Here is a 25526-nt window from a genome sequence, read left to right as displayed (position 1 = left end):
GGGGACCCAACAGACCCGTCTGCGCCGACTGGGCGCCGAGCCGACGGGCATTGGACCGAGCGTGGCCGATCGTGGTGCATTCGCGGCCGTGACACAAGGGGGGTCGTTACTGACTAGTAACGACCAGATAACCGGGACACGACAGGGGGGTATCGTCCGGCCACACAGGGTGGCACCAAAGGGACGTGCGAATGGCGGGATTACAGCCCGAAAGCGGACAGACCCCTGCGGTTGATTTACTACGAGTAACAGTGCGTACTTTTATCAAGTTTTGGTAAAGCGGATGTGTTCCTTGTCGTTCGCCCGCGAAAACGGCCGTGGTGCCCGGACGGGCTCCACGGCCGTGTTGTCACATCAGAACAAGACGCGCGCCAGGGCGGTACGGGCGGCGGCGACCCGCGGGTCGTCGGGGCCGATCACCTCGAAGAGCTCCAGGAGCCGCACCCGGACGACATCGCGGTCGTCGCCGAAGTTCCGGCGGACCGTCTCGACGAGCCGTCCGAAGGCGTCCTCGACGTGCCCACCCACGAGATCCAGGTCGGCGGCGGCCATCTGCGCCACCGGCTGCGCCGGATTCTCCGCGGCGTCCTTGCGGACCTGCTGCGGGTCCATCCCTGCCACGCGGCCCAGCAGTTCGGCCTGGGCGAGACCCAGCTTGGCCTCGGTGTTGACCGGGTCGACCGCCAGGACGCTCTTGTACGCCTGGACGGCGCCGGCGAAGTCGTTGGCGTCCAGCGCCTGGGCGGCGGCCTCCAACTGGGCGTCGTGCGGCCCCGCGGGCACCTCGGCGGGGGCACTCTCCTCGTCACCGGCGTCCGCGCCGGCGTCGACGGCGATCCCGGTGAGACCGAAACGCTCCTCGCCGACCTGGATCAGCTGATCCAGCGTCTGACGGATCTGACTCTCGGGGGCCGCGCCCTGGAAGAGCGGAAGCGCCTGTCCGGCGACCACCGCGAAGACGGCCGGAATGCCCTGGATCCCGAACTGCTGCATCAGCATCTGATTGGCGTCGACATCGACCTTGGCCAGCACGAAGCGGCCGTTGTACTCGGTGGCGAGACGCTCGAGGAGCGGACCGAGCTGCTTGCACGGCTCGCACCACTCGGCCCAGAAGTCGATGACGACCGGGACTTCGGTGGAGCGCTGGAGGACGTCGGTCTCGAAGCCGGCCTCGTCGACGTCGATCACCAGGGAGGCGGGTGTCACGGCACCGCCACCCCCCTGCCGGGCCGACTCCGCGCGGGCCTGCTCCGCCTTCGCCTTGGCGTCGCCGGCCGCCTTCACAGCGGCGAGGTCGACGACGCCGCTCATGGACATGTTCCTAGGCTGCATACGTACATCCTCCCCCCTGTGCGCACTGTTCCGGAAAAATCCGCGAACCGCCTCCGCCCGCAGCCGCGCCGGTGTGCGCGGCGGGCGGACGGAAACGGTTCCAGGGCCCTGAAAACCCCGTGTTCGGCGCCGGGTCCCCACCCGGCGCCAGTGCCTGTCGATCAGTCGTGGCGCCACGACGAACGGACCGTCGCTTCTTACGCTACGACCCGTAGCGTAACTGTCCGGACCCCCTCCACCGCAAGAGCGCGCGGTGATCTGTCTCACGGGCTCCCGGGCCGGTCAGCACTACTTACCGGCCGGTATGGTCGCCGCATGCTGAGCCGCAGCCCCACCGAACCCACCCGGTCCGGACGTCCCCGCAGCGCCGAGACCGATGCCGCGATCCTCGAGGCGACCCGCGCCTCGCTGGTCGACCTCGGCTGGTCGAAGCTGACGATGGGCGATGTGGCGACGCGGGCGGGGGTCGCCAAGACGACTCTCTACCGCCGCTGGGCCGGCAAGAACGAGCTGGTGGTGGACGCGGTCGCCGTCCTCTTCGACGAGCTGGAGCTGCCCGACCTCGGCAGCCTCGCGGCCGACGTGGAGGCCGTGGTCCTCCAGTTCGCGGTCCTGCTGGAGCGGCCGGAGACCAAGACGGCACTGATGGCCGTGGTGGCCGAGTCGACGCGGGACGAGGCGCTGCGGGATCGTATACGCGATTCCATCGTGAACCGGCAGAAGCACCTCGTACTCCAGGGCAGGGAGCGCGCGCAGCGACGCGGGGAACTGCCCACCGAACCGGACGAGGTGGTGGCCGCCCGCACCGCCGACCTGATCTTCGACGTGATCGCGGGTGCCGTGGTGCACCGGACGCTGGTGAGCGCCGAGCCCGTCGACACCGACTGGGCCCGGAGCTTCACGATGCTGCTGCTCGGCGGCCTGGGTGGCACGGAGCGGCGCCCGGGGCTCTGAGGGCCCCGGGCCATGAGCCGTCGGCCGTGGGTCAGAAGCCCGGCGGCTCCGTGTAGACGCCCCACTCGTCGCGCAGCACCCCGCAGATCTCGCCCAGGGTCGCCTCCGCCCGTACGGCCTCCAGCATCGGCGCGATCATGTTCGAGCCGTCGCGTGCGGCGGCCAGCATCGCGTCCAGCGCGGCACCGACCCTCGCGTCCTCACGACCCTCCTTGCGCCCGGTGAGCTCGCGCACCTGCTCGCGCTCGACCTCGTGGCTGACCCGCAGGATCTCCAGGTCACCCGTGACGGACCCGTGATGGACGTTGACGCCGACGACCCGCTTCTCGCCCTTCTCCAGCGACTGCTGGTACCGGAAGGCGGATTCGGCGGTCTCGCCGGTGAACCAGCCGTCCTCGATGCCGCGCAGGATGCCGGAGGTCATCGGCCCGATGGGGTGCTTGCCGTCCGGGTGCGCCCGGGTGCCGCGCTCCTTGATCTGCTCGAAGATCTTCTCGGCATCGGCCTCGATGCGGTCGGTGAGCTGCTCGACGTACCACGAACCGCCCAGCGGGTCGGCGACGTTGGCGACGCCGGTCTCCTCCATGAGCACCTGCTGGGTGCGCAGCGCGATCTCCGCGGCCTGCGCGGAGGGGAGGGCGAGCGTCTCGTCCAGGGCGTTGGTGTGCAGGGAGTTGGTTCCGCCGAGGACGGCGGACAGCGCCTCCACGGCGGTGCGCACGACGTTGTTGTACGGCTGCTGGGCGGTCAGCGAGACTCCGGCGGTCTGGGTGTGGAAGCGGAGCCACTGCGCCTTGTCGGTCTTGGCGCCGTAGGTCTCCTTCATCCAGCGGGCCCAGATCCGTCGGGCGGCGCGGAACTTGGCGATCTCCTCGAAGAAGTCGAGGTGCGCGTCGAAGAAGAAGGAGAGCCCGGGGGCGAAGACGTCGACGTCCAGACCGCGGGAGAGGCCGAGTTCGACGTACCCGAAGCCGTCGGCGAGGGTGTACGCGAGCTCCTGCGCGGCCGTGGCCCCGGCCTCGCGGATGTGGTAGCCGGAGACCGAGAGCGGTTTGTAGGCGGGGATGTCGCGGGCGCAGTGCTCCATCAGGTCGCCGATGAGGCGCAGATGGGGTTCGGGCTGGAAGAGCCACTCCTTCTGCGCGATGTACTCCTTGAAGATGTCGGTCTGGAGCGTGCCGTTGAGCACGGCCGGGTCGACACCCTGCCGCTCGGCGGCGACCAGGTACATGCAGAAGACGGGGACGGCGGGTCCGCTGATCGTCATGGAGGTGGTGACGTCGCCGAGCGGGATGTCCTGGAACAGGACCTCCATGTCGGCCGCGGAGTCGATGGCGACGCCGCAGTGGCCGACCTCGCCGAGCGCGCGGGGGTCGTCGGAGTCGCGGCCCATCAGGGTCGGCATGTCGAACGCCACGCTGAGTCCGCCGCCGCCGTTGGCCAGGATGGACTTGTACCGCTCATTGGTCTGCTCGGCGTTGCCGAAGCCGGCGAACTGGCGGATCGTCCAGGTGCGGCCCCGGTAGCCGGTGGGGTGGAGTCCCCGGGTGAAGGGGTACTCGCCCGGCCAGCCGATCCGCTCGAACCCCTCGTACGTGTCGCCGGGGCGAGGCCCGTACACGGGCTCCACGGGGTCCCCGGAGAGCGTGGTGAAGTCCGCGTCGCGCTTGCGGGCCTTGTCGTAACGGGCCTGCCAGCGACGGCGGCCTTCCTCGATCGCGTGAGCGTCCATGGTTCAAATTTACTAGGACGTCCTAGTAAATGTCGACGGCAAACCGCCCGGCGCTTCGCGCGGGGCGGTTCAGGTGCCTCTGATCAGGCCTTGACGGCCTGTGCGGAGCCGTCGGTGATCAGCGGCTCGACCTCCCGGACGACCTTGCGCTCGACGAAGAACGCGGCGGTCGGGATGGTGCCGGAGACCAGCACCCAGAGCAGCTTGCCGATCGGCCACTTCGCCTTGGATCCGAGGTCGAAGGCGAAGACCAGGTAGATGATGAAGAGGACGCCGTGGAGCTGCGAGACCGCGAAGGTGAGGCTCTCGCCGGTGTCGAATCCGTACTTGAAGACCATGCACACGCACAGGATCATCAACATGACGGCGGTGACGTAGGCCATCACCCGATAGCGGGTCAGCACGCTGCGTTTCATGGCATCGAGCGTAACCGGGCGGCCGGAGCGATCTTGCAGCGCCCCGGCCTCGCGGCTACCGGTCCTCGAAGTCCTGGGCGGCCACCCGCAGCGGGCGCAGCATGGCGAAGATCTCGGCGCACTCCTCGTCGTCGTACGCCCCGAGACCGAAGTCCATCGCCATCAGATCCCGGCTGGCCGCCTCGACGACCTCGCGGCCCTTGTCCGTGATGGAGGCGAGGGTTCCGCGCCCGTCGTTGGGATTGGGGCGCTTGTCGACCAGCCCCGAGCGCACCAGCCGGTCCACGGTGTTCGTCACGGAGGTGGGGTGCACCATCAGACGCTCGCCGATCTTGGACATCGGCAGCTCACCCGCCTGCGAGAAGGTGAGCAGGACCAGCGCCTCGTAGCGGGCGAAGGTCAGCCCGTACGGCTTGACCACCGCGTCCACCTCGGCGAGCAGGATCTGCTGCGCCCGCATGATCGACGTGATCGCCCCCATGGAGGGCACCGGTCCCCAGCGCCGGTGCCACAGTTCTTCGGCGCGGGCGATGGGATCGAAGGGGAGGCTGAGCGGCTTCGGCACGGGCACGACCTTACCCACTGGTCACATGTCGGTCAGCCCTGTCTCGCACTTCGGTACCGGATACGTGTTCTACGCACCTCCACGACCAGCAGGAGCGTGCAGAGCGTCCCCACCGCACCCGAGGACGCGACCACCTGGTGCACCGGGAAGAACTCCGCGGCCAGTCCCGCGAGGGCCATTCCGAGGCCCTGGACCGTCATCAGGCCGGCGGTGAGCAGCGTCATCGCACGTCCCCGCAGACACTCGGGAACCGCGTCGACGAACCACTGGTCGAGCCCGATGACGTACGCCGCCCCGGCCCCGGCCAGGACGAGAGCGGCCAGGGTCAGGGCCATGCCCGGGCGGAACGCGTACAGCACGAGGGGCAGCAGACCGACGGCGGCGACGGGCAGCACGATCCGGGAGCGGGCGCCCGGGGCGAGGGCGGTCCCCACGTACAGCTCGGCGCCGATGTGCCCCACGGCCGTCGCGCACATCAGGAGCCCGAGCGCGGCGGGGCCGGCTCCGATCTCGTCCACGTACGGCGCGGCGAGCGCCTCCGGGGCCACCACGAAGAAGGCCGGCACCCAGAAGAGCAGGAGGAGCCCGCGGATCCGGCGGTCGCCGAGGAGTGCGCGTGCCCCGGCGAGCGACTCCTTCAGGAGCGGGCCACCGGGCCCTGACGCCGCGCGGGCGGGCCGGTCGCGGGTGCCCAGACGCAGCAGCACCGCCGAGCAGAGGAACGTCACGACGGTGAACGTGATCGCCCCGCGCGGGGACAGCACGGTGAGCAGCGCACCGCCCGCGCCGAAGCCGACGAACAGGGCACTCTGCGAGACCAGACGGAGCAGCGAGCGCCCGAGAACGTAGAGGTCGCCCTCCCCGAGGATGTCGGTGAGGGCCGCCGTACGCGTCCCGGTGAAGACGGGCGCCACCGCCGCCACCACGCACCGCAGCGCGAGGAGCACCGCGACGGGGGAGGCCGGGAGCACCATGACGGCGACGCAGCCCGCGCAGATCAGGTCGCAGGTGACGAGGACCCGGCGGGCCGGGTACCGGTCGGCGACCCCGGCGAAGAGAGTGCCGCCGACGACGTACGGGAGGAAGCCGAGCGCGAAGGTGAGGGCGGACAGGAGGGGCGAGCCGGTGAGGTCGTAGACGAGCACGGTGAGCGCCAGCTCACTGACGACCACGCCGAGCAGGGAGAGCAGGTGCGCGGCGAAGACCGCCCGGAACTCCCGCACGGCGAGGACGGCGCGGTATCCCCCGGCTCCGGGGGCCGGAGCGGAGGCCGCTCCCGCCTCCGGGGCGGGGTCCTGGTCCGGAGCGGACGCCGGCTCCGGGGGCGGGGCGGGCTCGCGGGGTGGTCCCGCCTCAGTGGTGTGGTCGGTCGGCATGGACGCAGCTTGGACGGGCGGCCCGGCGCCTCCGTAGACTTTCGGCTCACGCCGAAACTCGAGTGGGCCCCGATGCCGTTCCACCTTCACTTCGACGAGAGCGACCTGCTGCGCTGCCGCTTCGCGCTCTCGCCGCTCTGGGAGACGCAGGCGGCCGTGCGCACACTCCGCCACCCGTCCCGTCACGGCTACCACCTGCCGTGGCTCCGGCGGATCAAGGAGGGGGCCGCAGGGCTGGACCTGACACCGCTGTGGCTGCTGATGCCGGAGCCCGGCCACAACCCGGACTTCGTCTGCCCGCCGCCGCTCGGACCGCTCGCCACCTTCGCGGAGGAACTGGCGGCCGTGCGCAGAACGGATCCGGCGACGGCCCGCGACGACATGGCGCTCGCCCTCGCCGACACACCGGGCGCCCTGCACTCGCCCGCCGGGCAGCGGATGCTCGCCGATCCGGCACGGACGGTCCAGGAACTGGCGGACCTGCTGGAGCGGGCGTGGCAGGTGATGGTCCGGCCGCACTGGCCCCGGTTGCGCGCCCTGCTGGAGGCGGACATCGCCTTCCATTCGCGACGCCTCGCCGAGGTCGGCTTCGAGCGGCTGCTCGGCGAGCTCAGCCCGCGGCTCCGCTGGACGGACTCCACCCTGACGGTGGTCGGCACCCGCGGCGACCACAGCCGGGTGCTCGGCGGCCGGGGGCTCGTCCTGATGCCCAGTGTCTTCGTCTGGCCGGATGTCGTCGGCGGCTACGAGCCCCCGTGGCAGCCCGCCGTGATCTACCCCGCGCGTGGCATCGGCGGACTCTGGACGGAGACCGCCGACCGGACACCGGAGGCGCTCGTCCGGCTGCTGGGCAGGGCCCGCGCCGACGTGCTGTGCGCCCTCGGCGAACCGGCCGGTACGAGCGCCCTGGCACACCGGCTCGCGCTCGCCCCGTCCTCCGTGTCCGCGCACCTGTCGGCGCTGCGCGCGGCGGGCCTGCTCACCTCGCGGCGCTACGGACACCAGGTGCTGTACGAGCGCACCCCGCTGGGCATCGCGCTGGCGGCGCAGGAGACCTGAACGGGCCCGCCCGGCGCGGTCAGTTCCCTCCCGCGGGAGGGCTCGCGCCGACGGCGGCGGCCAGTACGGGCTCCGGCTCCGGGGCGGGACGCACCGTACGCGACCGGTCGGCCGCGCCGCGGGCCCCTGGCCTGCGCAGGAGGGTGAGGGACCGCAGCACGAGAGGCACGAGGGCGGTCATCAGGGCGAGCAGCGCCCAGACGCGCGACTGCGTGTGGGTGAGGACCAGCACACAGCTCAGCACGCCGAACAGCGAGGTGGCCGCCTCCACGGGCCGGCGGGCCAGCGTCAGCGTGTAGCTGAGGAGCCGCCCGGGCCGCACCCGGAACAGTGCCTTCCCGTACTGCCGCAGCAGCGTCCCGCAGGCCTCCCGGGACCGGCGTGGCCGCTGGGTGGACCAGTCGGCCCAGGAGACGGGACGCTTCCCGTCGGCCCGGGCGTCCGCGGTGTGGACCGAGCGCCAGTACCGTCCGGTCAGCGGGTTGCGCAGACGGTGGATCACGAAACCGGTGGCCGGAGCCCCTGTGACGGAGCCTTGGAAGCCGCCGGCCTGGCGCAGTGCCGCGACGCGCGCGACCTTGTCGGTGCCGTCGAACAGGGGCGCCCCGTGGCGGTTGCCCGCCAGCTGGGCCAGTGCGTCGGAGAGCAGCTGCGAGGGCCCGGCGGCCCGCGCCTCGCCCCCGTGGACCCGCGGGCCGACGACGAAGGCGATATCGGGGTCGCGGAAGTAGCCGGTCATCCGCTCCAGGGCCTCCGGCCGCGGGACGTGGCCGGAGGCCACCGACGCGACGAGGTCGTAGGCGTCACCGTGCTTGGCGAGCCAGGCGTTGACGTTGCCGTGCTTCGTCCCGGCCCTGTGCGGACCGGTCTCCTGGTTCCACTCGGGCACCCCGTGGCGGGTGAAGTGGTGCACGCCCAGCTCGGCGCAGAGCATCCGGGCCTCCGGGTCGTCACCCTCGTCGAGCAGCCAGACGTCCAGCGGTCCGGGGTGCCGCATCCGTACGGCGCCCTCCAGGGCGGCCCGCACCGTGGAGAGGGGCTCGCTGCCCGGCGTGTAGGTGGTGAGGAAGGCGAGCACCCGGCCCGGCTCCGGAGTCACGGGGACCGGGTCCCTGGCCACCGACAGCGCGTACGCCACGGCGGCCACGTTGGCCAGCAGGAACAGCTCGACCAGGCCGACGGACACCAGCGTCAGGGAGTCGGCGAGCACCAGCCACCTCCGGCCGCCCCCACCCTGGGTCCAGTGCGTGGGCCACAGCACGTACAGCAGCAGCAGGCCGGTGACGGCGGGGACGAGCGGCATCAGCAGGACGGCGCCTATTCGACGCCTCCGGGTGCGCGGGAGGCCGCGGTACCGCACCCGGTACCCCGCCGCGGGCGGCTCCGCGAGCGCACCCCCGTGGCGGCCGCAGCTGTCGTGATCGTGACCCTCCGACGGCATCACGCCTCCCATGGTCAGGAATCCTGGTATCCCCACAGAAGGGTAGATATGACAATGTGTCGACCCGGCAGGCCCGAGAGAGGGGTTTTCTTCGCCCGAACGGAAAGAGCCCCCGTCGCCGGGGGCTCTTCGTGTGACCGGCTCTTCCTGTGCGGCTTCCGGTGTGAGGCCGGGCCACGCGTCAGGCGTCAGCCCGCCAGATGTCGCTCCACCGTCTCGACCTTGGAGGTCAGACCGTCGGTGACACCCGGCCGGATGTCGGCCTTGAGCACCAGGGAGACACGGCCCGCGCGGGCCTCGACGGCGGCGACGGCACGCTTGACGACGTCCATGACCTCGTCCCACTCACCCTCGATCGAGGTGAACATCGCGTCCGTGCGGTTGGGCAGCCCGGACTCGCGGACGACACGGACGGCGTCGGCGACGTACTCGCCGACGTCCTCGCCGACGCCCAGCGGGCTGACGGAGAAGGCGACGATCACGCGCTCACCTTGCCCTCGGCGCGGGCGCGGGCGGCGATGACTCCGTCGGCCTCGTACTTCTTGAGCAGCTTCTCCCCGTAGAGCCCGCCGAACGGCACCACCGCGAGGAGGAAGAACAGGCCGACACGCTTGAGGGGCCACTTGGCCTTGACCCACACGTCCACGAGGAAGATGACGTAGATCGTGAAGAGGATGCCGTGCAGCGCGCCGAGGGGCGGCATCAGGAAGTCGATGTCCGAGACCCGCATGAGGAGCGAGCCGAAGATGAGCAGTGCCGGGAAGGACAGCGCCTCGGGAAGCGAGATGAGGCGCAGCCGGTGCAGGGCGGAAGCGGTCTTGATGTCCACGAGGGCACCTTCGGTGGGAGGGGCGTGTCGGCTTGTGAACGCAGGCACAAGCACGGCCATTGTGGCATCGCTCCCTGTCCCCCGGGGCAGGGGGTCCCGTCGGACCCGCGCGGCACGTATCGGCGCATATCAGGGTCGCGTCGGGGTCGGGATCGTCCGCCGGGCCCTGTCCGCCGGGCTCCCCTGCGGCTAACGTCGCACCGTGGCGATGTTCCGACTCCAAAGCAGCAAGACGCTCGCCGTCGACCTGACAGGCGACGCCGTCAAGGCGAAGAACGGCTCGATGGTCGCTTACGACGGCCGGATGGCGTTCAAGAAGATGTCCGGCGGCGGTGAGGGTCTGCGCGGCATGGTGACCCGCCGGCTGACCGGCGAGCAGATGGTGATGATGGAGGTGACGGGGCAGGGCACCTGCTACTTCGCCGACCGGGCGAGCGAGATCAACCTCGTCTCGCTGCACGGCGAGACCCTGTACGTCGAGGCGAGCAATCTGCTGGCCACCGACGCCGGACTGCGTACCGGCACCTCCTTCACGGGCCTGCGCGGCGGGGCGAGCGGCAACGGCCTGTTCACCACGACCGTCGAGGGGACCGGTCAGGCGGCGATCATGTCGGACGGCTCCGCCGTGGTGCTGCGGGTGTCACCCCAGTACCCGCTGAACGTCGACCCCGGCGCCTACATCGCCCACCAGGGCAGGCTCCAGCAGCACTTCCAGTCCGGGGTGAACTTCCGGACGCTCATGGGTGAGGGCTCCGGCGAGTCCTTCCAGATCCGCTTCGAGGGCGACGGACTCGTCTACGTGCAGCCCAGCGAGCGGAACACCGTCGGGGGTGACGTCTGATGCCGTTCCGCGAGATCAACTCGAAGATGGTCGAGGCCGCGGTGGCGCCGGGCCAGAAGATGTACAGCCAGCGCGGCGCCATGCTCGCGTACCGGGGCGATGTCTCGTTCACCCCGAACGTCCAGGGCGGACAGGGCGGCCTGGGCTCGATGATCGGCCGGCGGGTGGCGAACGAGGCGACCCCCCTGATGACGGTCGAGGGCAGTGGCACGGTGATGTTCGGCCACGGGGGCCACCACATCCAGGTGATCAACCTGGCCGGCGACACCCTCTACGTGGAGGCCGACCGGCTGCTCGCCTTCGACGGGACGCTCCGGCAGGGCACCATGTTCATGGGCTCACAGGGTGGGGTGATGGGCATGGTGCGCGGCCAGGTGACCGGGCAGGGCCTGTTCACGACGACGCTCAAGGGCCACGGCGCGGTCGCCGTGATGGCGCACGGCGGGGTGATCGAGCTGCCGATCACGCCGGGAAGGCCGGTGCACGTGGACCCGCAGGCGTACGTCGCCCACCACGGGGACGTGACCAACAAGCTGTCCACCGCGCTCGGCTGGCGCGACATGGTGGGGCGCGGTTCCGGTGAGGCGTTCCAGCTGGAGCTCAGCGGCAGCGGAGCAGTGTACGTCCAGGCGTCGGAGGAGAAGCTGTGAGCACGCCCGTGGTTTTCGACCCGATGACGCTGCCGTCGGACGACAACGTCAACGCGTACACCTTCTGCGTGGAGCTCAAGGGGAGCCAGTGGTTCCTGCAGAAGGGCAAGATGATCGCCTACTACGGGCAGATCGACTTCAACGGCATCGGGCACGGGCGCTTCGAGCGGCTGATCCGTACGAGCTTCCACTCCCCGCTGCACGCGAGCGACTGGGTGGTGGCCGAGGGCAGCGGCAAGATGCTGCTCGCGGACCGGGCCTTCGACGTGAACTCCTTCGACCTGGAGGACGGCAACCTGACGATCCGGTCCGGCAACCTGCTCGCCTACCAGCCGACGCTGGCGCTGAAGCAGTCGATCGTGCCGGGCTTCCTGACCCTGATCGGTACGGGGAAGTTCGTCGCCGCCTCCAACGGACCGGTGGTCTTCATGGAGCCGCCGCTGCGGGTGGACCCCCAGGCGCTGGTGGGGTGGGCGGACTGTCCCTCACCGTGCCACCACTACGATCACGGCTACATGACCGGCGTGATGGGCGGGCTGCGCTCACTGACCGGAATCGGCGGCACCTCCGGCGAGGAGCATCAGTTCGAGTTCGTCGGGGCGGGTACGGTACTGCTCCAGTCGACGGAGGCGCTGCTGCCCGAGCAGGCGGCCGGCGCCGTGCCGCACGAGCCGGGTGTGCCGGGCGGCGGGCCCGGGGGCGGTCAACACGGCTCCACACCTCGCATGCCCGGTCAGCTGGGGGACCTCCAGCGTCGCTTCGGGCTGTGAGCGGTACTCTGCGGAGTGTGACACCGGGGCAGGCGCGTGCGCGGGGTCACACAACAGAATTCGTCCGGCTTTCAACATCTTAGGTAGAATTCATACATGGAGACCGAGACGGCCACCCGCTGGCTGACCGATGCGGAGCAGTGCGCCTGGCGCACCCACCTGGACGTCAGCCGGCTGCTGACGCATCAGCTGGAGAAGGACCTCCAGCCGTTCGGCCTGACCATGAACGACTACGAGATCCTGGTCAACCTCTCCGAGTCGGAGGACCAGCGCCTGCGGATGAGCGATCTCGCCGCCGCCACCCTGCAGTCCAAGAGCAGGCTCTCGCACCAGATCACCCGCATGGAGAACGCCGGCCTGGTGCGGCGCGAGCACTGCGAGTCGGACCGGCGCGGGCTGTTCGCGGTCCTCACGGAACTGGGCGCCGAGACGATGCGGAAGGTCGCGCCCCACCATGTCGAGTCGGTGCGCAGGCACTTCATGAATCTGCTCTCCCCCGACGAGCTCGCCGGCCTGCACGACGCCCTGACCCCGATCGCGGAGCATCTGCGCGGCCGGCGCGGCAAGCCGTAGCACGGGCCCTCAGCACCTCCCGTCCGGATCAGCCGGCCGCCGGCTCTCCTCCGGGCGCGGGACGCGACGGCAGCCGCAGGGTGAACAGCGCGCCTCCGCCCGGCGCTTCGGCCACCGTGAGGGTGCCTCCGTGCCGGGAGGCGACATCCCTGGCGATGGCCAGGCCGAGCCCGGCCCCGCCGTCGTCGCGGCTGCGGGCGTCGTCCAGGCGGACGAAGCGCTCGAAGATGCGGTCCCGTTCGGCCCCGGGCACGCCCGAGCCGTCGTCGGCGACCTCCACGAGCACGCCGCCCCGGTCCTCCCGCACCGACACGGCGATCGAACGCTCCGCGTGACGCTGGGCGTTGTCCAGCAGATTGCCGATCACCCGGGCCAGCTGCCCGCGCGACCCGGCGACCTCGAGCGACCCGCGGCCGACGACGGACACCTCCGGCGGGATCCGGTCCGCCGTGCGCTGGGAGACCTCCTCGCGGACCAGCGCCCCGACGTCGACGGCCGTGCGCCCCGGCCGCTCACCGGCGTCGAGCCGGGCGAGCAGCAGCAGGTCGGCGGCCAGCGCCTGCAGCCGTACGGTGTCGGCGACGGCGCCGGGCACGTCCAGCAGCTCCGGGTGGGCCTGCCCCACCTCCAGCTGGGTGCGGAGCGAGGCGATCGGACTGCGCAGCTCGTGCGAGGCGTCGGCGACGAAACGCCGCTGCCGGTCGACCGATGCCTCCAGGACGGTGAGGGTCTCGTTGGTCGTACGGGCCAGCCGCGCGATCTCGTCCCGCGAGTCCGGCTCGGGCACGCGGCGGCTGAGGTCCTCGGAGGCGGTGATCGCGGCCATCTCCTGCCGGATGTCCTCGACCGGTCGCAGTGCGCGCCGGGTGACCAGCCAGGTCACTCCTGCGACGACGAGCAGCATGAGGGGCAGCCCGGTCAGCATCGAGGTGCGCACGGTGTCCACGGCCTCCTGCTCGGCCGCGAGCGGAGCTCCCGCGCGGACGGTCAGGGTGACGTCCTGCTCGGTGGTCGACTCGACCGCCGCGAAACGGTAGTCCGCCGTCTCGCCGTCGACGGTGGCGGTTCCGTTCGCGAAGTCCGGCGGGTCGGAGGAGACCTCGCCCCGGGCCGGTTCGCTCCCGCCCCCGTCGTCATCGTCGTCGTCATCGTCGTCGCCCGGGCTCGGTACCGGCGCCGACGGCACCGGTACGACCTGCGCCGTGCCCGTCCCCGAGATCGCCTCCAGGTCCTTGGAGACGGCCACCACGCTCCCCTGCTCGTCGGTCACCTGGACGGGGTGGGTGTCCTCGTCGCCCAGCTCCAGCTCCGCGTACGTCGCCCCCAGGGCAAGCTGCCCGGCCACCTCACGTGCGGCCACCTCGGCCTCCAGGCCCGCCCGGTCCGTCAGGTTGCCGCGCAGCACCAGGAGGACGGCCAGCCCCGCGACCGTCAGGGCGACGGCCACGACCAGCGTGGCGCCCAGCGCGGCCCTGGCGCGTACGGACCTCACAGGGCCTCCAGCCGGTAGCCCGCGCCCCGTACCGTACGGATCGACGCGGCGCCGAGTTTGCGGCGCAGGGTGCTGATGTAGACCTCGACGATGTTCGGGTCCCCGTCGTAGGCGAAGTCCCAGACGTGCTCCAGGATGTCCGCCTTGCTGACCACCTCGCCCGCCCGCAGCACGAGCTGTTCCAGGACGGCGAACTCCTTCGCGGTGAGGGTGACTTCCTCCTCGCCCCGGTGGACCCGCCGGGCGGCGGTGTCCATCCGCAGCGTCCCGGCCGTCAGCACCGGGGAGGCGGAACCGCCGCGGCGGCGCAGCAGCGCCCTGATCCGGGCGACGAGCACGACGTACGAGAAGGGCTTGGTCAGATAGTCGTCGGCGCCTGTGTCGAGGCCCTCCGCCTCGTCGTACTCCCCGTCCTTCGCCGTCAGCATCAGGATCGGCGTCTCGTGCCCCGCGGCGCGCAGGGCGGCGCAGATCCGGTAGCCGTTCATCCCGGGCAGCATGATGTCGAGGACCAGGAGGTCGTGGACGCCCTGACCGGCCAGGTGCAGACCCTCCAGGCCGTCGTGCACGACGTCCACGGCGAAGCCCTCGGCGGTGAGTCCCCTCGCGAGGGACGTGGCCAGGCGCTTCTCGTCCTCCACGATCAACAGGCGCATGGGGACAGCTTCCCAAACCGAACCTGAAGACGCCTTCAGGTGGCTTCAGGCTGCGTTCAGCATCGCACCGCCAGTGTGGAACCCGTCGCACCGCAGATCCCATCGGGGAGGAACCCATCATGAAGCGCAACATCGCAGTCGCCGCTCTCACCGCCGCCGTACTGGTCGGAGGCGGGCTCGTCACGACCGCCGCCTTCGCCGACTCCGAAGGCGGGGGCAACGACGACCGGACGGTGGCGGGCACGGACCGGGCGGCGGCTACCAACGGGGACGCCGGTGGCACCGGGACCGCGAAGACCGGGCGGACCGCGCTCGACGAGGCGGTCGGCGCCGCGCTGAAGGCCGTCCCCGGCACGGTCACCGAGGCCGAGCTGGACGATGACGACGACAGCGCGCGTACCGTCTGGGAGCTCGACGTGTACGGCTCCGACAAGGTCTGGCACGACGTGACCGTGGACGCGCGGAACGGAAAGGTGCTGTCCCACCGCGAGGACGACGACAACGACGACCGCGACCGGCACGCACCCCGTGCGGCGGGCGTCCCACTGGACGCGGCGGTGAAGGCCGCGCTCGCAGCCCAGCCCGGCACGGTGACGTCGGTGGACCTGGACGACGACGGCGACGACAACGGCGGCGGGGGCGGTGCGCCGCACTGGGACGTCGATGTCACGGGCAAGGACGGCAAGCAGCACGAGCTGCACGTGGACGCGAAGAGCGGCAAGGTCACCGTGGACCAGGACGACGACCGGAACGACGACCAGGACGACGACAGCGACGACTGATCGCCCCCGCCGTGCGGGCGCGGTCCCGTCCGGAACCGTCTCGGGGGGCGAACCCGGACCGGACCGTTTCGTCGTCGGGCGAGGTGAGGGACGGGGAGAAGCGCCGCACGGCGCGGACACGCCCGGCGGTTCCCCGGGCGGCCCGCACGCCGCCCGGGGAGCCGTCAGTTCCCGCCGGTGAGACCCGCGACCAGCTCGTCCGCCGCCGCGTACGGGTCGAGGCCTCCGGCCACGATCCGTTCCGCCAGCGCGTCCAGCCGGCGGTCGCCGTGCAGATCGGCGATCCGCTCACGGAGCGCGGTGACGGCGATCGTCTCGACCTCGCGGGCCGCACGTGCCGTGCGCCGCTCGGCGAGGACTCCGTGCTCCTCCATCCACGCCCGGTGCTTCTCCAGGGCCTCCACGACCTCGTCGATGCCCTCGCCCCGGGCCGCGACCGTCTTCACGATCGGCGGCCGCCAGTCGCCGGGCCCACGGGACTCCCCCAGGCCCAGCATGTGGTTGAGCTCGCGGGCGGTGGCGTCCGCGCCGTCCCTGTCGGCCTTGTTGACGACGTAGACATCGCCGATCTCCAGGATTCCGGCCTTGGCCGCTTGGATGCCGTCACCCATGCCCGGGGCGAGGAGGACGACGGAGGTGTCGGCCTGGGAGGCGATCTCCACCTCCGACTGGCCCACCCCCACCGTCTCCACGAGGATCACGTCGCAGCCCGCCGCGTCCAGCACCCGGATCGCCTGCGGGGCCGACCACGCGAGTCCGCCCAGATGGCCGCGGGTGGCCATGGAGCGGATGTACACGCCCGGATCGGAGGCGTGCTCCGACATCCGGACCCGGTCACCGAGGAGCGCGCCCCCGGAGAACGGCGACGACGGGTCGACGGCCAGGACCCCGACCCGTCTGCCGGTCTTCCGGTAGGCGGAGACCAGCGCCGAGGTCGAGGTGGACTTGCCGACACCCGGCGACCCGGTCAGGCCGACGACGTAGGCGTGGCCGGCGAGCGGTGCCAGCGCCGCCATCACCTCCCGCAGCTGCGGCGAGGCACCCTCCACCAGGGAGATGAGCCGGGCCACCGCACGTGGCCTGCCCTCACGTGCCTGCTCGACCAGGGTGGGGACGTCCACCTTCACTCGGCCTCCTCGCTCGCTCGTACGGTGACTACTTGCCCGGTACGCGGATGATCAACGCGTCGCCCTGGCCGCCGCCGCCGCACAGCGCCGCCGCCCCGGTGCCGCCGCCACGCCGCTTCAGCTCCAGCGCCAGGTGCAGCACCAGACGGGCGCCGGACATGCCGATGGGGTGGCCGAGCGCGATCGCGCCGCCGTTCACGTTGACCTTGTCGGACGTGACGCCGAGGTCCTTCATCGACTGGACCGCGACGGCCCCGAAGGCCTCGTTGATCTCGATGAGGTCGAGGTCCTCGACGCCGATGCCCTCCTTCTTCAGGGCGTGCTTGATGGCGTTGGACGGCTGCGACTGGAGCGAGGTGTCCGGGCCTGCCACATTGCCGTGGGCCCCGATCTCGGCGATCCACTCCAGGCCCAGCTCCTCGGCCTTCGCCTTGCTCATGACGACGACCGCGGCGGCCCCGTCGGAGATCTGCGAGGCGGTGCCGGCGGTGATGGTGCCGTCCTTGGAGAAGGCCGGACGCAGCTTGGCGAGCGACTCCGTGGTCGTCTCGGGGCGGATGCCCTCGTCCTTGGAGACGAGTACCGGGTCGCCCTTGCGCTGCGGGATCTCCACCGGGGTGATCTCGGCCTCGAAGATGCCGTTCTTCTGGGCGGCGGCGGCGCGCTGGTGGGACAGGGCACCGATCTCGTCCTGGTCGGCGCGGGCCAGCCCCAGGCGGATGTTGTGCCTCTCGGTGGCTTCGCCCATCGGAATGTTCTCGTAGGCGTCGGTCAGACCGTCGTGGGCCATCGAGTCGAGCATCTGGATCGCGCCGTACTTGTATCCCTCACGGGACTTCGGGAGCAGGTGCGGGGCGTTGGTCATGGACTCCTGGCCGCCGGCCACCACGATGTCGAACTCACCGGCGCGGATCAGCTGGTCCGCAAGGGCGATCGCGTCGAGACCCGAGAGGCACACCTTGTTGACGGTGAGCGCGGGGACGTTCATCGGGATCCCGGCCTTGACGGCCGCCTGGCGTGCGGGGATCTGCCCGGCCCCGGCGGTGAGCACCTGGCCCATGATCACGTACTGGACCTGGTCGCCGCCGATCCCGGCCCGGTCCAGCGCCGCCTTGATGGCGGCGCCTCCGAGGTCGGCTCCGGAGAGGCTCTTCAGCGAGCCGAGGAGACGGCCCATGGGCGTTCGCGCGCCCGCGACGATCACTGAGGTGGATCCGGTCGTTCCTGACATGAGGCACAGCCCCTTGGGATCGGTTGTGAACGAGGGTTTACATGAATGTACTGAGCGGTACCGCGCCCGTCATCCGGCAGCGGGTGTGATCGCGCGCACGTTGCGTAACCATCCCCGGGGCGCTGCACTGGTTCCATGCTGACGCGAATCGACCACATCGGAATCGCCTGTTTCGACCTCGACAAGACCGTGGAGTTCTATCGCGCGACCTACGGCTTCGAGGTGCACCACACCGAGATCAACGAGGAGCAGGGCGTCCGGGAGGCCATGCTGAAGATCAACGAGACCTCGGACGGCGGAGCTTCCTACCTCCAGCTGCTCGAGCCGACCCGTGAGGATTCGGCCGTGGGGAAGTGGCTGGCCAAGAACGGTGAGGGCGTGCACCACATCGCCTTCGGGACCGCGGACGTCGACGCGGACGCCGCCGACATCCGTGAGAAGGGCGTCCGGGTGCTGTACGACGAGCCCAGGACCGGCTCGATGGGATCCCGGATCACCTTCCTGCACCCCAAGGACTGCCACGGGGTGCTGACCGAACTGGTCACCTCGGCAACAGAGCACTGACCCGACCGATACCCGGCCCGGTAGAGTGGGCTGTTCCGGGCCGGGGCCGGGTCGGGACCGTGCCGTTGATCTGTCACCATTCCCCGGGGGGCCGCTCGCCGGCGAGCGGACTCGTACGAGGAATTGCGACCAGGGTTGGGGTCTCCCCCTGCTCAGTGGGGCATCCCCTGCTCGAACGAAGTTGAGAGCTTGGGGAAGACGTTGAGAGCTCGGGGAAGGATGGGACCGCGCAGTGCGGGGCTACGAGAGCCAGCAGAGCCACCGAGCTGACGACCATCTCTCGCGGTTCGAAGCCGAGATGGACCGGCTGAAGACCGACCGGGAGAAGGCCGTCCAGCACGCCGAGGACCTCGGCTACCAGGTCGAGGTCTTGCGCGCCAAGCTGCACGAGGCGCGGCGCAGTCTGGCGACCCGTCCCGCGCACGACGGCGCGGACATCGGCTACCAGGCCGAACAGATGCTCCGTAACGCCCAGACCCAGGCCGATCAGCTGCGCACCGACGCCGAGCGCGAGCTGCGCGAGGCCAGGGCGCAGACGCAGCGCATCCTGCAGGAGCACGCGGAGCACCAGGCCCGGCTCCAGGCGGAGTTGCACGCCGAAGCGGTGCAGCGGCGCCAGCGGCTCGACCAGGAGCTGGCGGAGCGCCGCCAGACCGTCGAGTCCCACGTCAACGAGAACGTCGCCTGGGCCGAGCAGTTGCGGGCCAGGACCGAGTCCCAGGCACGCCGCCTCCTGGACGAGTCACGCGCGGAGTCCGAGCAGTCGCTGGCCGCCGCCCGTGCCGAGGCCGCCCGGCTGGCCGACGAGACCCGTCGGCGCATCAACTCCGAGGCGGAGTCGGCCCGTGCGGACGCCGAGTCGACACTGCTGCGGGCCCGCCGGGACGCCGAGCGGCTCCTGGAGGCCGCCTCCACCCAGGCCCAGGAGGCCACCGGTCACGCCGAGCAGCTGCGCTCGACGGCCACCGCCGAGACCGAGCAGACCCGGCAGCAGACCGCCGAGCTGAACCGTGCGGCCGAGCAGCGCATGCAGGAGGCGGAGACCCGCCTGCGCGAGGCCCGGCTGGAGGCCGAGAAGGTCCTCACCGAGGCGAAGGACGCCGCGGCCAAGCGGCTGGCCGGTGCCGAGTCTCAGAACGAGCAGCGCACCCGTACGGCCCGGTCCGAGATCGCCCGGCTGGTCGGCGAGGCCACGAAGCAGGCCGAGACGCTCAAGGAAGAGGCCGAGCAGGCGCTCGTCGACGCCCGCGCGGAGGCCGAGCGGGTGGTCGCCGAGGCCGCCGAGAAGGCCCGCACCCTGGCCGCCGAGGAAGCCGCGGCCCAGCTCGCGAAGGCGGCCCGGAGCGCCGAAGAGGTCCTGACCAAGGCCTCCGACGACGCCAAGTCCACCACCAGGTCGGCCCGCGAGGAGGCCGACCGGATCCGCCGTGAGGCCGAGGCCGAGGCGGACCGCCTGCGCGGCGAGGCCGCCGAGCAGGCCGACCAGCTCAAGGGCGCGGCCAAGGACGACACCAAGGAGTACCGGGCCAAGACCGTCGAGCTGCAGGAGGAGGCACGCCGGCTCCGCGGCGAGGCCGAGCAGCTGCGCTCCGAAGCAGTGGCCGAGGGCGAGCGGATCCGCGGCGAGGCGCGCCGCGAGGCCGTCCAGCAGCTCGAGGAGGGTGCCCGCACCGCCGAGGAGCTGCTCACCAAGGCCAAGGCCGGTGCCGAGGAGCTGCGGACCTCCGCGGGTACCGAGAGCGAGCGCGTCCGGACCGAGGCCGCCGAGCGCGCCGCCACCCTGCGCAAGCAGGCCGAGGAAGCACTCGAACGCAGCCGTGCCGAGGCGGAGAAGCTGCGCGCCGAGGCCGAGGAGCAGGCCACCGCGCTGACCGCGGCGGCGGAGAAGGCGGCCGAGGAGCTGCGCGAGGAGACCGAGCGTGGGGTCGAGGCCCGCAGGTCGGAGGCGGCCGAGGAGCTGACCCGGCTGCACACCGAGGCCGAGTCCCGGGTCACCGCCGCGGAGCAGGCACTCGGCGAGGCGCGTACGGAGGCGGAGCGGATCCGCCGCGAGACGGGCGAGGAGTCCGAGCGGCTGCGTACGGAGGCCGCCGAGCGGATCCGCGCGCTCCAGGAGCAGGCCACGACGGAGGGCGAGCGGCTGCGCACCGAGGCCGCCGCCGACGCCGCGCGCTCCCGCGCCGAGGGCGAGTCGGTGGCCGTACGGCTGCGCAGCGAGGCCGCGGCCGAGGCGGAGCGGCTGAAGAACGAGGCGCAGGAGAGCGCCGACCGGGTGCGCTCCGAGGCCGCGGCCGCCGCCGAACGGGTCGGCGCGGAGGCCGCCGAGGCACTGGCCGCCGCCCAGGAGGAGGCGAACCGCCGCCGCCGCGCCGCCGAGGAGGCGCTCAGCTCCGCGCGTGCCGAGGCCGAACAGGACCGCGAGCGCGCCCGCGAACAGAGCGAGGAGCTCCTCGCCTCAGCCCGCAAGCGGGTCGAGGAGGCTCAGGCCGAGGCCCAGCGGCTGGTCGAGGAGGCGGAGAGCCGGGCCACGGAGCTGGTGTCCGCAGCCGAGCAGACCGCCCAGCAGGTGCGGGACTCGGTCGCCGGGCTGCAGGAACAGGCCGAGGAGGAGATCACCGGGCTGCGCTCGGCCGCCGAGCACTCGGCGGAGCGGACGCGGACCGAGGCGCAGGAGGAGGCGGACCGGCTCAGGTCCGACGCCTACGCCGAGCGTGAGCGGGCCGCCGAGGACGCCAGTCGCATCCGTCAGGTCGCGCACGAGGAGTCGGAGGCCGCGAAGGCCCTGGCGGAGCGGACCGTGTCCGAGGCCATCACCGAGTCGGAGAAGCTGCGCTCGGACACCTCGGAGTACAGCCAGCGGGTCCGCACGGAGGCGTCCGACGCCCTCGCGTCGGCGGAGCAGGACGCCTCGCGGGCCCGGGGCGAGGCCCGTGAGGACGCCAACCGGATCCGGTCCGAGGCGGCTGCGCAGGCCGACCGGCTCATGGCCGAGGCGACGAAGGAGAGCGAGCGGGTCCGCACCGAGGCCACCGAGCAGTCGGAACGCTTCGTCAAGGAAGCGACCGACGAGGCGGAGCGGCTGCGTGCGGAGGCGGCTCGGACCGTCGGCGCGGCCCAGGAGCACGCCGGACGCACCCGCGAGGAGTCGGAGCGGCTGCGCGCCGACGCCGAGGCCGCGGCGGAGCAACTGCGCGCGGAGGCCCGTCAGGAGGCGGACCGGTTGCTGGACGAGGCGCGTGAGGCCGCGGCGAAGCGCCGTACCGACGCCGCCGAACAGGCCGACAAGCTCGTCGAGAAGGCCCGGGAGGAGGCGCTGCGCGCCGCCACCGAGGCCGAGGAGCAGGCCGACAGGATGGTCGGCGCCGCCCGCAACGAGGCCGTGCGGATCACCTCGGCGGCCACGGTCGAGGGCAACTCCCTGGTGGAACGGGCCCGTACGGACGCGGACGAGCTGCTCGTCGGTGCGCGCGGGGACGCCACCGCCACCCGCGAGCGCGCTGAGGAGCTCAGGACCCGGATCGAGAGCGAGATCGAGGAACTGCACGAGCGCGCCCGCCGCGAGACCTCCGAGCAGATGAAGACGGCCGGCGAGCGTGTCGACAAGCTGATGAAGGCGGCCACCGATCAGCGGGCCGAGGCCGAGGCCAGGGCCAAGGAGTTGCTGGCGGACGCGAATTCGGAGGCGAGCAAGGTCCGTATCGCCGCCGTGAAGCGCGCCGAGTCGCTCCTCAAGGAGGCCGAGACCAAGAAGGCCGAGCTGACCCGGGTGGCCGAGAAGCTGCGTGCCGACGCGGAGGCCGAGGCGAAGCAGACGGTCGACGAGGGACGCCGGGAACTGGACCTGCTGGTCCGCAGACGCGAGGACATCAATACGGAGATCTCCCGTGTCCAGGACGTCCTGGAGGCGTTGGAGTCTTTCGAGGCTCCGGGCGGGACGGGCAAGGCCTCGGGCGGAAGTGCCGGAGGCGTCAAGGCCGGCGCGGCAGCGGGTACGCGGTCGGGGGGCAAGGCGTCGGACGCGTAGCCGCCCGTGTATTTCGTCATGAACATTCAGCCCTTCGGGCCGCAAGCACTCCGGGGGTCAGCCACTCAAAAGGGGTGTCATTCTCCATACCAAAGCGGCATCTTCACGTTGACACGCCGCTCGGGCCCCTAGGATTCCCTCTAACACCTCACCGGTCTCATTCGACAGGAACCCCATGAGTGACCCTTCCTCCCCCTTCGGCTTCGAGCTCGTGCGACGTGGATACGACCGCGGTCAGGTGGACGACCGCATCAACAAACTCGTCGCCGACCGTGACAGCGCGCTCGCCCGGATCACCTCTCTGGAGAAGCGCATCGAGGAGCTCCACCTCGAGACGCAGAACGCCCAGGCCCAGGTCAACGACGCCGAGCCGTCGTACGCCGGGCTCGGCGCCCGCGTGGAGAAGATCCTCCGCCTCGCCGAGGAGGAGGCGAAGGACCTGCGTGAGGAGGCCCGCCGCGCCGCCGAGCAGCACCGTGAGCTGGCCGAGTCGGCCGCCCAGCAGGTCCGCAACGACGCGGAGTCCTTCGCGTCGGAGCGCAAGGCGAAGGCCGAGGACGAGGGCGTCCGCATCGTCGAGAAGGCCAAGGGCGAAGCGACCACGCTGCGCTCCGACGCCCAGAAGGACGCCCAGCAGAAGCGTGAGGAGGCCGACGCCCTCTTCGAGGAGACCCGTGCCAAGGCCGCCCAGGCCGCCGCGGACTTCGAGACGAACCTCGCCAAGCGCCGCGAGCAGTCCGAGCGCGACCTCGCGTCCCGTCAGGCGAAGGCCGAGAAGCGCCTCGCCGAGATCGAGCACCGCGCGGAGCAGCTCCGCCTGGAGGCCGAGAAGCTCCGTACGGACGCCGAGCGCCGCGCCCGCCAGACGGTGGAGACCGCTCAGCGCCAGGCCGAGGACATCGTCGCCGACGCGAACGCCAAGGCCGACCGGATCCGCAGCGAGTCGGAGCGCGAGCTGGCTGCGCTCACCAACCGCCGCGACTCGATCAACGCCCAGCTGACCAACGTCCGCGAGATGCTGGCGACGCTGACGGGTGCCGCGGTCGCCGCCGCGGGCTCCCCGGCGGAGGACGAGTCCGCCACCCGTGGTGTCCCCGCCCAGCAGACCCGCTGAGCGACGGCCCTCACGTCGGCTGCGACATTCCGCGCGCCCGGTTCCGCCTTTGTGGTGGCGCCGGGCGCGCGGCCGTTCTAGCGTGAGCGCATGATCGAGCTCGACGGCCTCACCAAACGCTTCGGCAACAAGGTTGCAGTGGACCATTTGTCATGCCAGGTCAGACCGGGCATGGTGACCGGGTTCCTCGGCCCGAACGGCGCGGGCAAGTCCACGACCATGCGGATGATGCTCGACCTCGACAACCCCACCAGCGGCACGGTGCGGATCGACGGCCGTCATTACCGCGACCTCCAGGAGCCGCTCAAGCACATCGGGGCGCTCCTGGACGCCAAGTCGATGCACGGCGGGCGCAGCGCGTACAACAACCTGCTGTGTCTCGCCCAGAGCAACCGCATCCCGGCGAGCCGGGTCTCCCATGTGCTGGACACGGTCGGCCTGAGCGCGGTCGCGAAGAAGAAGTCCAAGGGCTTCTCGCTCGGCATGGGGCAGCGGCTGGGAATCGCCGCCGCGCTGCTCGGCGACCCCGAGATCCTGATGTTCGACGAACCCGTCAACGGTCTGGACCCGGAGGGGATCCACTGGATCAGGAATCTGATGAAGGCGCTCGCCTCGGAAGGCCGGACGATCTTCGTCTCCTCGCATCTGATGAGTGAGATGGCCCTGACCGCGGATCACCTGATCGTCATCGGGCAGGGCAAGCTGCTCGCGGACACCTCGATGGCCGACTTCATCCGCGAGAACTCCCGCAGTTTCGTACGGATGCGTTCCCCGGAGCAGGAGCGCCTGCGTGACCTGCTGCACGTGGAGGGCGTCGTCGCGGTCGAGTCGGGCAACGGCACGCTGGAGATCGACGGCGAGACCCCGGAACGCCTGGGTGAGCTCGCCGGCCGGAACGGCGTCGTGCTCCACGAGCTGAGCGCACAGCGCGCGTCCCTGGAGGAGGCGTTCATGCAGATGACGGCGGGCTCCGTCGAGTACCACGCCCACTCCGAACGCGAGGGCGCCCAGCCACCGCCGGTGGGCCCCCACTGGGGCGACCGGTGGGACCAGCAGCAGCCCGTCGGCGACACGGCCGGCGACATGACGAAGGGGGTGTGACGGCGATGGCATCGGTACCCGCGGTCCTGAATTCCGAGTGGACCAAGATCCGTACGGTCTCGTCGACCACCTGGACGCTGATCTGCGCGTTCCTCGTCACGGTCGCCATGGGCGCGGCCCTGAGCGCTCTGCTGAAGAGCCAGTTCGACGATCTCTCAGCCGCCGAGCAGGCCACGTTCGACCCGACGTTCGTCAGCTTCTCCGGGATGGTCCTCGGGCAGCTGGCGATGGTCGTCTTCGGCGTCCTGGTGGTGGGAACGGAGTACAGCTCCGGCATGATCCGCACCTCGCTCGCGGCCGTACCGCAGCGCGGGTCGTTCCTCTTCAGCAAGATCGCGGTGGCGGGTGTCCTGGCCCTGGTGGTCGGCCTCGCCACCAGCTTCATGACCTTCTTCCTCAGCCAGGCCCTGCTCGGGGACCGCGGCACCGGCATCGGTGCGGAGAACGTACTGCGCGCCGTCGTCGGCGGCGGCATCTACATGGGCCTGATCGCGGTCTTCTCGATGGGCGTGGCCACGATGCTGCGCAGTTCGATGCTGTCGCTGGGCATCCTGATGCCGTTCTTCTTCCTCGTCTCGCAGATCCTCTCCGCGGTCCCGGGTGCCAAGAGCGTGGCCCGGTACTTCCCCGACCAGGCCGGATCCAAGATCATGCAGGTGGTGCCGGACGCGCTGAACAGCGATCCGGCGCCGTACGGGCCGTGGACCGGGCTCGGGATCATGGCACTGTGGGTGGTGGCGGCGCTGATCGGCGGCTACGTGGTGCTGAAGAAGCGGGACGCCTGAACGGGCCCCGGGACGCCGACGCTCCGCTCAGCCGCTTGGCCGGAACCGCCCGCGGCTGGTTATCCTCCTAACTCTTGACGGGGGGCATGCGGCCGGAGGCCTGGGCCCCGAC

Annotated in this window: 24 protein-coding genes; 12 read left to right on the top strand and 12 right to left on the bottom strand. The window is 71.3% G+C overall.

Going from position 1 to position 25526, the window contains the following annotated elements; all coding sequences use genetic code 11:
- Positions 1 to 354: 354 nt before the first annotated feature.
- Positions 355 to 1311 carry a tetratricopeptide repeat protein gene (locus ABZ441_RS01000; RefSeq protein ID WP_358966419.1) on the bottom strand — a complete coding sequence of 319 codons (957 nt, stop codon included), beginning with the start codon at positions 1309 to 1311 and terminating at the stop codon, positions 355 to 357.
- Between the two features lie 336 nt (positions 1312 to 1647).
- Here ABZ441_RS01000 and ABZ441_RS00995 point away from each other — a divergent pair, with 336 nt between their 5' ends.
- Positions 1648 to 2286, top strand: a complete 639-nt coding sequence (locus ABZ441_RS00995) for a TetR/AcrR family transcriptional regulator (RefSeq protein WP_358966418.1) — start codon at positions 1648 to 1650, stop codon at positions 2284 to 2286.
- Positions 2287 to 2317: 31 nt separating this feature from the next.
- Here ABZ441_RS00995 and ABZ441_RS00990 read toward each other — a convergent pair whose 3' ends face one another.
- The 4 genes from ABZ441_RS00990 to ABZ441_RS00975 form a co-directional block, all read right to left on the bottom strand.
- Positions 2318 to 4018, bottom strand: coding sequence for a methylmalonyl-CoA mutase family protein (locus ABZ441_RS00990; protein ID WP_358966415.1), 1701 nt, complete (start codon positions 4016 to 4018; stop codon positions 2318 to 2320).
- A gap of 83 nt (positions 4019 to 4101) precedes the next feature.
- Positions 4102 to 4434, bottom strand: coding sequence for a DUF3817 domain-containing protein (locus ABZ441_RS00985; RefSeq protein WP_205022400.1), 333 nt, complete (start codon positions 4432 to 4434; stop codon positions 4102 to 4104).
- A gap of 55 nt (positions 4435 to 4489) precedes the next feature.
- Positions 4490 to 4999 (bottom strand): MarR family transcriptional regulator, encoded by a 510-nt coding sequence (locus ABZ441_RS00980; protein WP_358966413.1) that lies wholly within the window; start codon positions 4997 to 4999, stop codon positions 4490 to 4492.
- A gap of 32 nt (positions 5000 to 5031) precedes the next feature.
- Positions 5032 to 6375: an MFS transporter gene (locus ABZ441_RS00975; protein ID WP_358966409.1), complete on the bottom strand. Its 1344-nt coding sequence runs from the start codon at positions 6373 to 6375 to the stop codon at positions 5032 to 5034.
- Positions 6376 to 6447: 72 nt separating this feature from the next.
- On the opposite strand from ABZ441_RS00975, the gene ABZ441_RS00970 reads away from it, so the two are divergent.
- A complete protein-coding gene (locus tag ABZ441_RS00970; RefSeq protein WP_358966406.1) occupies positions 6448 to 7434 on the top strand; it encodes a DUF5937 family protein in 987 nt (328 codons plus the stop codon).
- A 19-nt stretch (positions 7435 to 7453) separates the two neighbouring features.
- On the opposite strand, the gene ABZ441_RS00965 is transcribed toward ABZ441_RS00970, so the two are convergent.
- The 3 genes from ABZ441_RS00965 to ABZ441_RS00955 form a co-directional block, all read right to left on the bottom strand.
- The gene (locus ABZ441_RS00965; RefSeq protein ID WP_358966403.1) at positions 7454 to 8887 is read right to left on the bottom strand and encodes a glycosyl transferase; all 1434 of its coding nucleotides are present in this window, start codon (positions 8885 to 8887) and stop codon (positions 7454 to 7456) included.
- A 176-nt stretch (positions 8888 to 9063) separates the two neighbouring features.
- A complete protein-coding gene (locus ABZ441_RS00960; RefSeq protein ID WP_015578763.1) occupies positions 9064 to 9357 on the bottom strand; it encodes an MTH1187 family thiamine-binding protein in 294 nt (97 codons plus the stop codon).
- Positions 9354 to 9704, bottom strand: coding sequence for a DUF3817 domain-containing protein (locus ABZ441_RS00955; RefSeq protein ID WP_205022396.1), 351 nt, complete (start codon positions 9702 to 9704; stop codon positions 9354 to 9356). The genes ABZ441_RS00960 and ABZ441_RS00955 overlap by 4 nt, the downstream gene beginning before the upstream one ends.
- 208 nt (positions 9705 to 9912) lie before the next feature.
- On the opposite strand from ABZ441_RS00955, the gene ABZ441_RS00950 reads away from it, so the two are divergent.
- From ABZ441_RS00950 to ABZ441_RS00935, 4 genes are all read left to right on the top strand, one after another.
- Positions 9913 to 10545: an AIM24 family protein gene (locus ABZ441_RS00950; protein WP_358966762.1), complete on the top strand. Its 633-nt coding sequence runs from the start codon at positions 9913 to 9915 to the stop codon at positions 10543 to 10545.
- On the top strand, positions 10545 to 11195 hold the full coding sequence (locus ABZ441_RS00945) for an AIM24 family protein (RefSeq protein WP_358966399.1): 651 nt from the start codon (positions 10545 to 10547) through the stop codon (positions 11193 to 11195). The genes ABZ441_RS00950 and ABZ441_RS00945 overlap by 1 nt, the downstream gene beginning before the upstream one ends.
- Positions 11192 to 11965 (top strand): AIM24 family protein, encoded by a 774-nt coding sequence (locus ABZ441_RS00940; RefSeq protein WP_358966396.1) that lies wholly within the window; start codon positions 11192 to 11194, stop codon positions 11963 to 11965. Before ABZ441_RS00945 ends, ABZ441_RS00940 begins: the two co-directional genes overlap by 4 nt.
- 96 nt (positions 11966 to 12061) lie before the next feature.
- Positions 12062 to 12538: a MarR family transcriptional regulator gene (locus tag ABZ441_RS00935; RefSeq protein WP_358966394.1), complete on the top strand. Its 477-nt coding sequence runs from the start codon at positions 12062 to 12064 to the stop codon at positions 12536 to 12538.
- A 28-nt stretch (positions 12539 to 12566) separates the two neighbouring features.
- Here the strand turns inward: ABZ441_RS00935 and ABZ441_RS00930 are convergent, their stop codons facing one another.
- Together ABZ441_RS00930 and ABZ441_RS00925 are read right to left on the bottom strand one after the other, a co-directional pair.
- A complete protein-coding gene (locus ABZ441_RS00930; protein ID WP_358966391.1) occupies positions 12567 to 14030 on the bottom strand; it encodes a HAMP domain-containing sensor histidine kinase in 1464 nt (487 codons plus the stop codon).
- Positions 14027 to 14686 (bottom strand): response regulator transcription factor, encoded by a 660-nt coding sequence (locus ABZ441_RS00925; RefSeq protein WP_358966388.1) that lies wholly within the window; start codon positions 14684 to 14686, stop codon positions 14027 to 14029. Before ABZ441_RS00925 ends, ABZ441_RS00930 begins: the two co-directional genes overlap by 4 nt.
- A 119-nt stretch (positions 14687 to 14805) precedes the next feature.
- On the opposite strand from ABZ441_RS00925, the gene ABZ441_RS00920 reads away from it, so the two are divergent.
- Positions 14806 to 15468, top strand: a complete 663-nt coding sequence (locus ABZ441_RS00920; protein WP_358966385.1) for a PepSY domain-containing protein — start codon at positions 14806 to 14808, stop codon at positions 15466 to 15468.
- Between the two features lie 164 nt (positions 15469 to 15632).
- Here ABZ441_RS00920 and meaB read toward each other — a convergent pair whose 3' ends face one another.
- Entirely contained in the window at positions 15633 to 16595 is a 963-nt protein-coding gene (meaB, locus tag ABZ441_RS00915) for a methylmalonyl Co-A mutase-associated GTPase MeaB (protein WP_358966382.1), read from the bottom strand.
- Between the two features lie 28 nt (positions 16596 to 16623).
- Positions 16624 to 17826 carry an acetyl-CoA C-acetyltransferase gene (locus ABZ441_RS00910; RefSeq protein WP_358966379.1) on the bottom strand — a complete coding sequence of 401 codons (1203 nt, stop codon included), beginning with the start codon at positions 17824 to 17826 and terminating at the stop codon, positions 16624 to 16626.
- A gap of 135 nt (positions 17827 to 17961) precedes the next feature.
- On the opposite strand from ABZ441_RS00910, the gene mce reads away from it, so the two are divergent.
- The 5 genes from mce to ABZ441_RS00885 all read left to right on the top strand — a co-directional run bounded on the left by mce (position 17962) and on the right by ABZ441_RS00885 (position 25414).
- Entirely contained in the window at positions 17962 to 18390 is a 429-nt protein-coding gene (mce, locus tag ABZ441_RS00905) for a methylmalonyl-CoA epimerase (protein ID WP_358966376.1), read from the top strand.
- Positions 18391 to 18622: 232 nt separating this feature from the next.
- Complete coding sequence (scy, locus tag ABZ441_RS00900; protein ID WP_358966373.1) at positions 18623 to 22414, top strand: polarized growth protein Scy; 3792 nt, start codon at positions 18623 to 18625, stop codon at positions 22412 to 22414.
- A 175-nt stretch (positions 22415 to 22589) separates the two neighbouring features.
- Positions 22590 to 23528 (top strand): cellulose-binding protein, encoded by a 939-nt coding sequence (locus ABZ441_RS00895; protein WP_205022383.1) that lies wholly within the window; start codon positions 22590 to 22592, stop codon positions 23526 to 23528.
- A 90-nt stretch (positions 23529 to 23618) separates the two neighbouring features.
- Complete coding sequence (locus ABZ441_RS00890) at positions 23619 to 24629, top strand: ATP-binding cassette domain-containing protein (RefSeq protein ID WP_358966370.1); 1011 nt, start codon at positions 23619 to 23621, stop codon at positions 24627 to 24629.
- Between the two features lie 5 nt (positions 24630 to 24634).
- Positions 24635 to 25414 carry an ABC transporter permease subunit gene (locus ABZ441_RS00885; RefSeq protein WP_205022381.1) on the top strand — a complete coding sequence of 260 codons (780 nt, stop codon included), beginning with the start codon at positions 24635 to 24637 and terminating at the stop codon, positions 25412 to 25414.
- Positions 25415 to 25526 lie beyond the last annotated feature (112 nt).

Origin of the sequence: Streptomyces sp. NPDC005752, assembly GCF_040630715.1 — a bacterium.
GTDB lineage: Bacteria > Actinomycetota > Actinomycetes > Streptomycetales > Streptomycetaceae > Streptomyces.
The sequence above is the reverse complement of the archived record's forward strand: the minus strand, read 5'-3'. Positions and strand labels throughout refer to the sequence as shown.

Coding starts and splice junctions, on each gene's coding strand:
- ABZ441_RS00970 (WP_358966406.1), top strand. CDS start 6,448: ATGCCGTTCCACCTTCACTTCGACGAGAGCGACCTGCTGCGCTGCCGC.
- ABZ441_RS00885 (WP_205022381.1), top strand. CDS start 24,635: ATGGCATCGGTACCCGCGGTCCTGAATTCCGAGTGGACCAAGATCCGT.
- ABZ441_RS01000 (WP_358966419.1), bottom strand. CDS start 1,311: ATGAGCGGCGTCGTCGACCTCGCCGCTGTGAAGGCGGCCGGCGACGCC.
- ABZ441_RS00975 (WP_358966409.1), bottom strand. CDS start 6,375: ATGCCGACCGACCACACCACTGAGGCGGGACCACCCCGCGAGCCCGCC.
- ABZ441_RS00995 (WP_358966418.1), top strand. CDS start 1,648: ATGCTGAGCCGCAGCCCCACCGAACCCACCCGGTCCGGACGTCCCCGC.
- ABZ441_RS00920 (WP_358966385.1), top strand. CDS start 14,806: ATGAAGCGCAACATCGCAGTCGCCGCTCTCACCGCCGCCGTACTGGTC.
- ABZ441_RS00895 (WP_205022383.1), top strand. CDS start 22,590: ATGAGTGACCCTTCCTCCCCCTTCGGCTTCGAGCTCGTGCGACGTGGA.
- ABZ441_RS00950 (WP_358966762.1), top strand. CDS start 9,913: ATGTTCCGACTCCAAAGCAGCAAGACGCTCGCCGTCGACCTGACAGGC.
- ABZ441_RS00945 (WP_358966399.1), top strand. CDS start 10,545: ATGCCGTTCCGCGAGATCAACTCGAAGATGGTCGAGGCCGCGGTGGCG.
- ABZ441_RS00910 (WP_358966379.1), bottom strand. CDS start 17,826: ATGTCAGGAACGACCGGATCCACCTCAGTGATCGTCGCGGGCGCGCGA.
- ABZ441_RS00935 (WP_358966394.1), top strand. CDS start 12,062: ATGGAGACCGAGACGGCCACCCGCTGGCTGACCGATGCGGAGCAGTGC.
- ABZ441_RS00890 (WP_358966370.1), top strand. CDS start 23,619: ATGATCGAGCTCGACGGCCTCACCAAACGCTTCGGCAACAAGGTTGCA.
- ABZ441_RS00990 (WP_358966415.1), bottom strand. CDS start 4,018: ATGGACGCTCACGCGATCGAGGAAGGCCGCCGTCGCTGGCAGGCCCGT.
- ABZ441_RS00925 (WP_358966388.1), bottom strand. CDS start 14,686: ATGCGCCTGTTGATCGTGGAGGACGAGAAGCGCCTGGCCACGTCCCTC.
- ABZ441_RS00965 (WP_358966403.1), bottom strand. CDS start 8,887: ATGGGAGGCGTGATGCCGTCGGAGGGTCACGATCACGACAGCTGCGGC.
- ABZ441_RS00985 (WP_205022400.1), bottom strand. CDS start 4,434: ATGAAACGCAGCGTGCTGACCCGCTATCGGGTGATGGCCTACGTCACC.
- mce (WP_358966376.1), top strand. CDS start 17,962: ATGCTGACGCGAATCGACCACATCGGAATCGCCTGTTTCGACCTCGAC.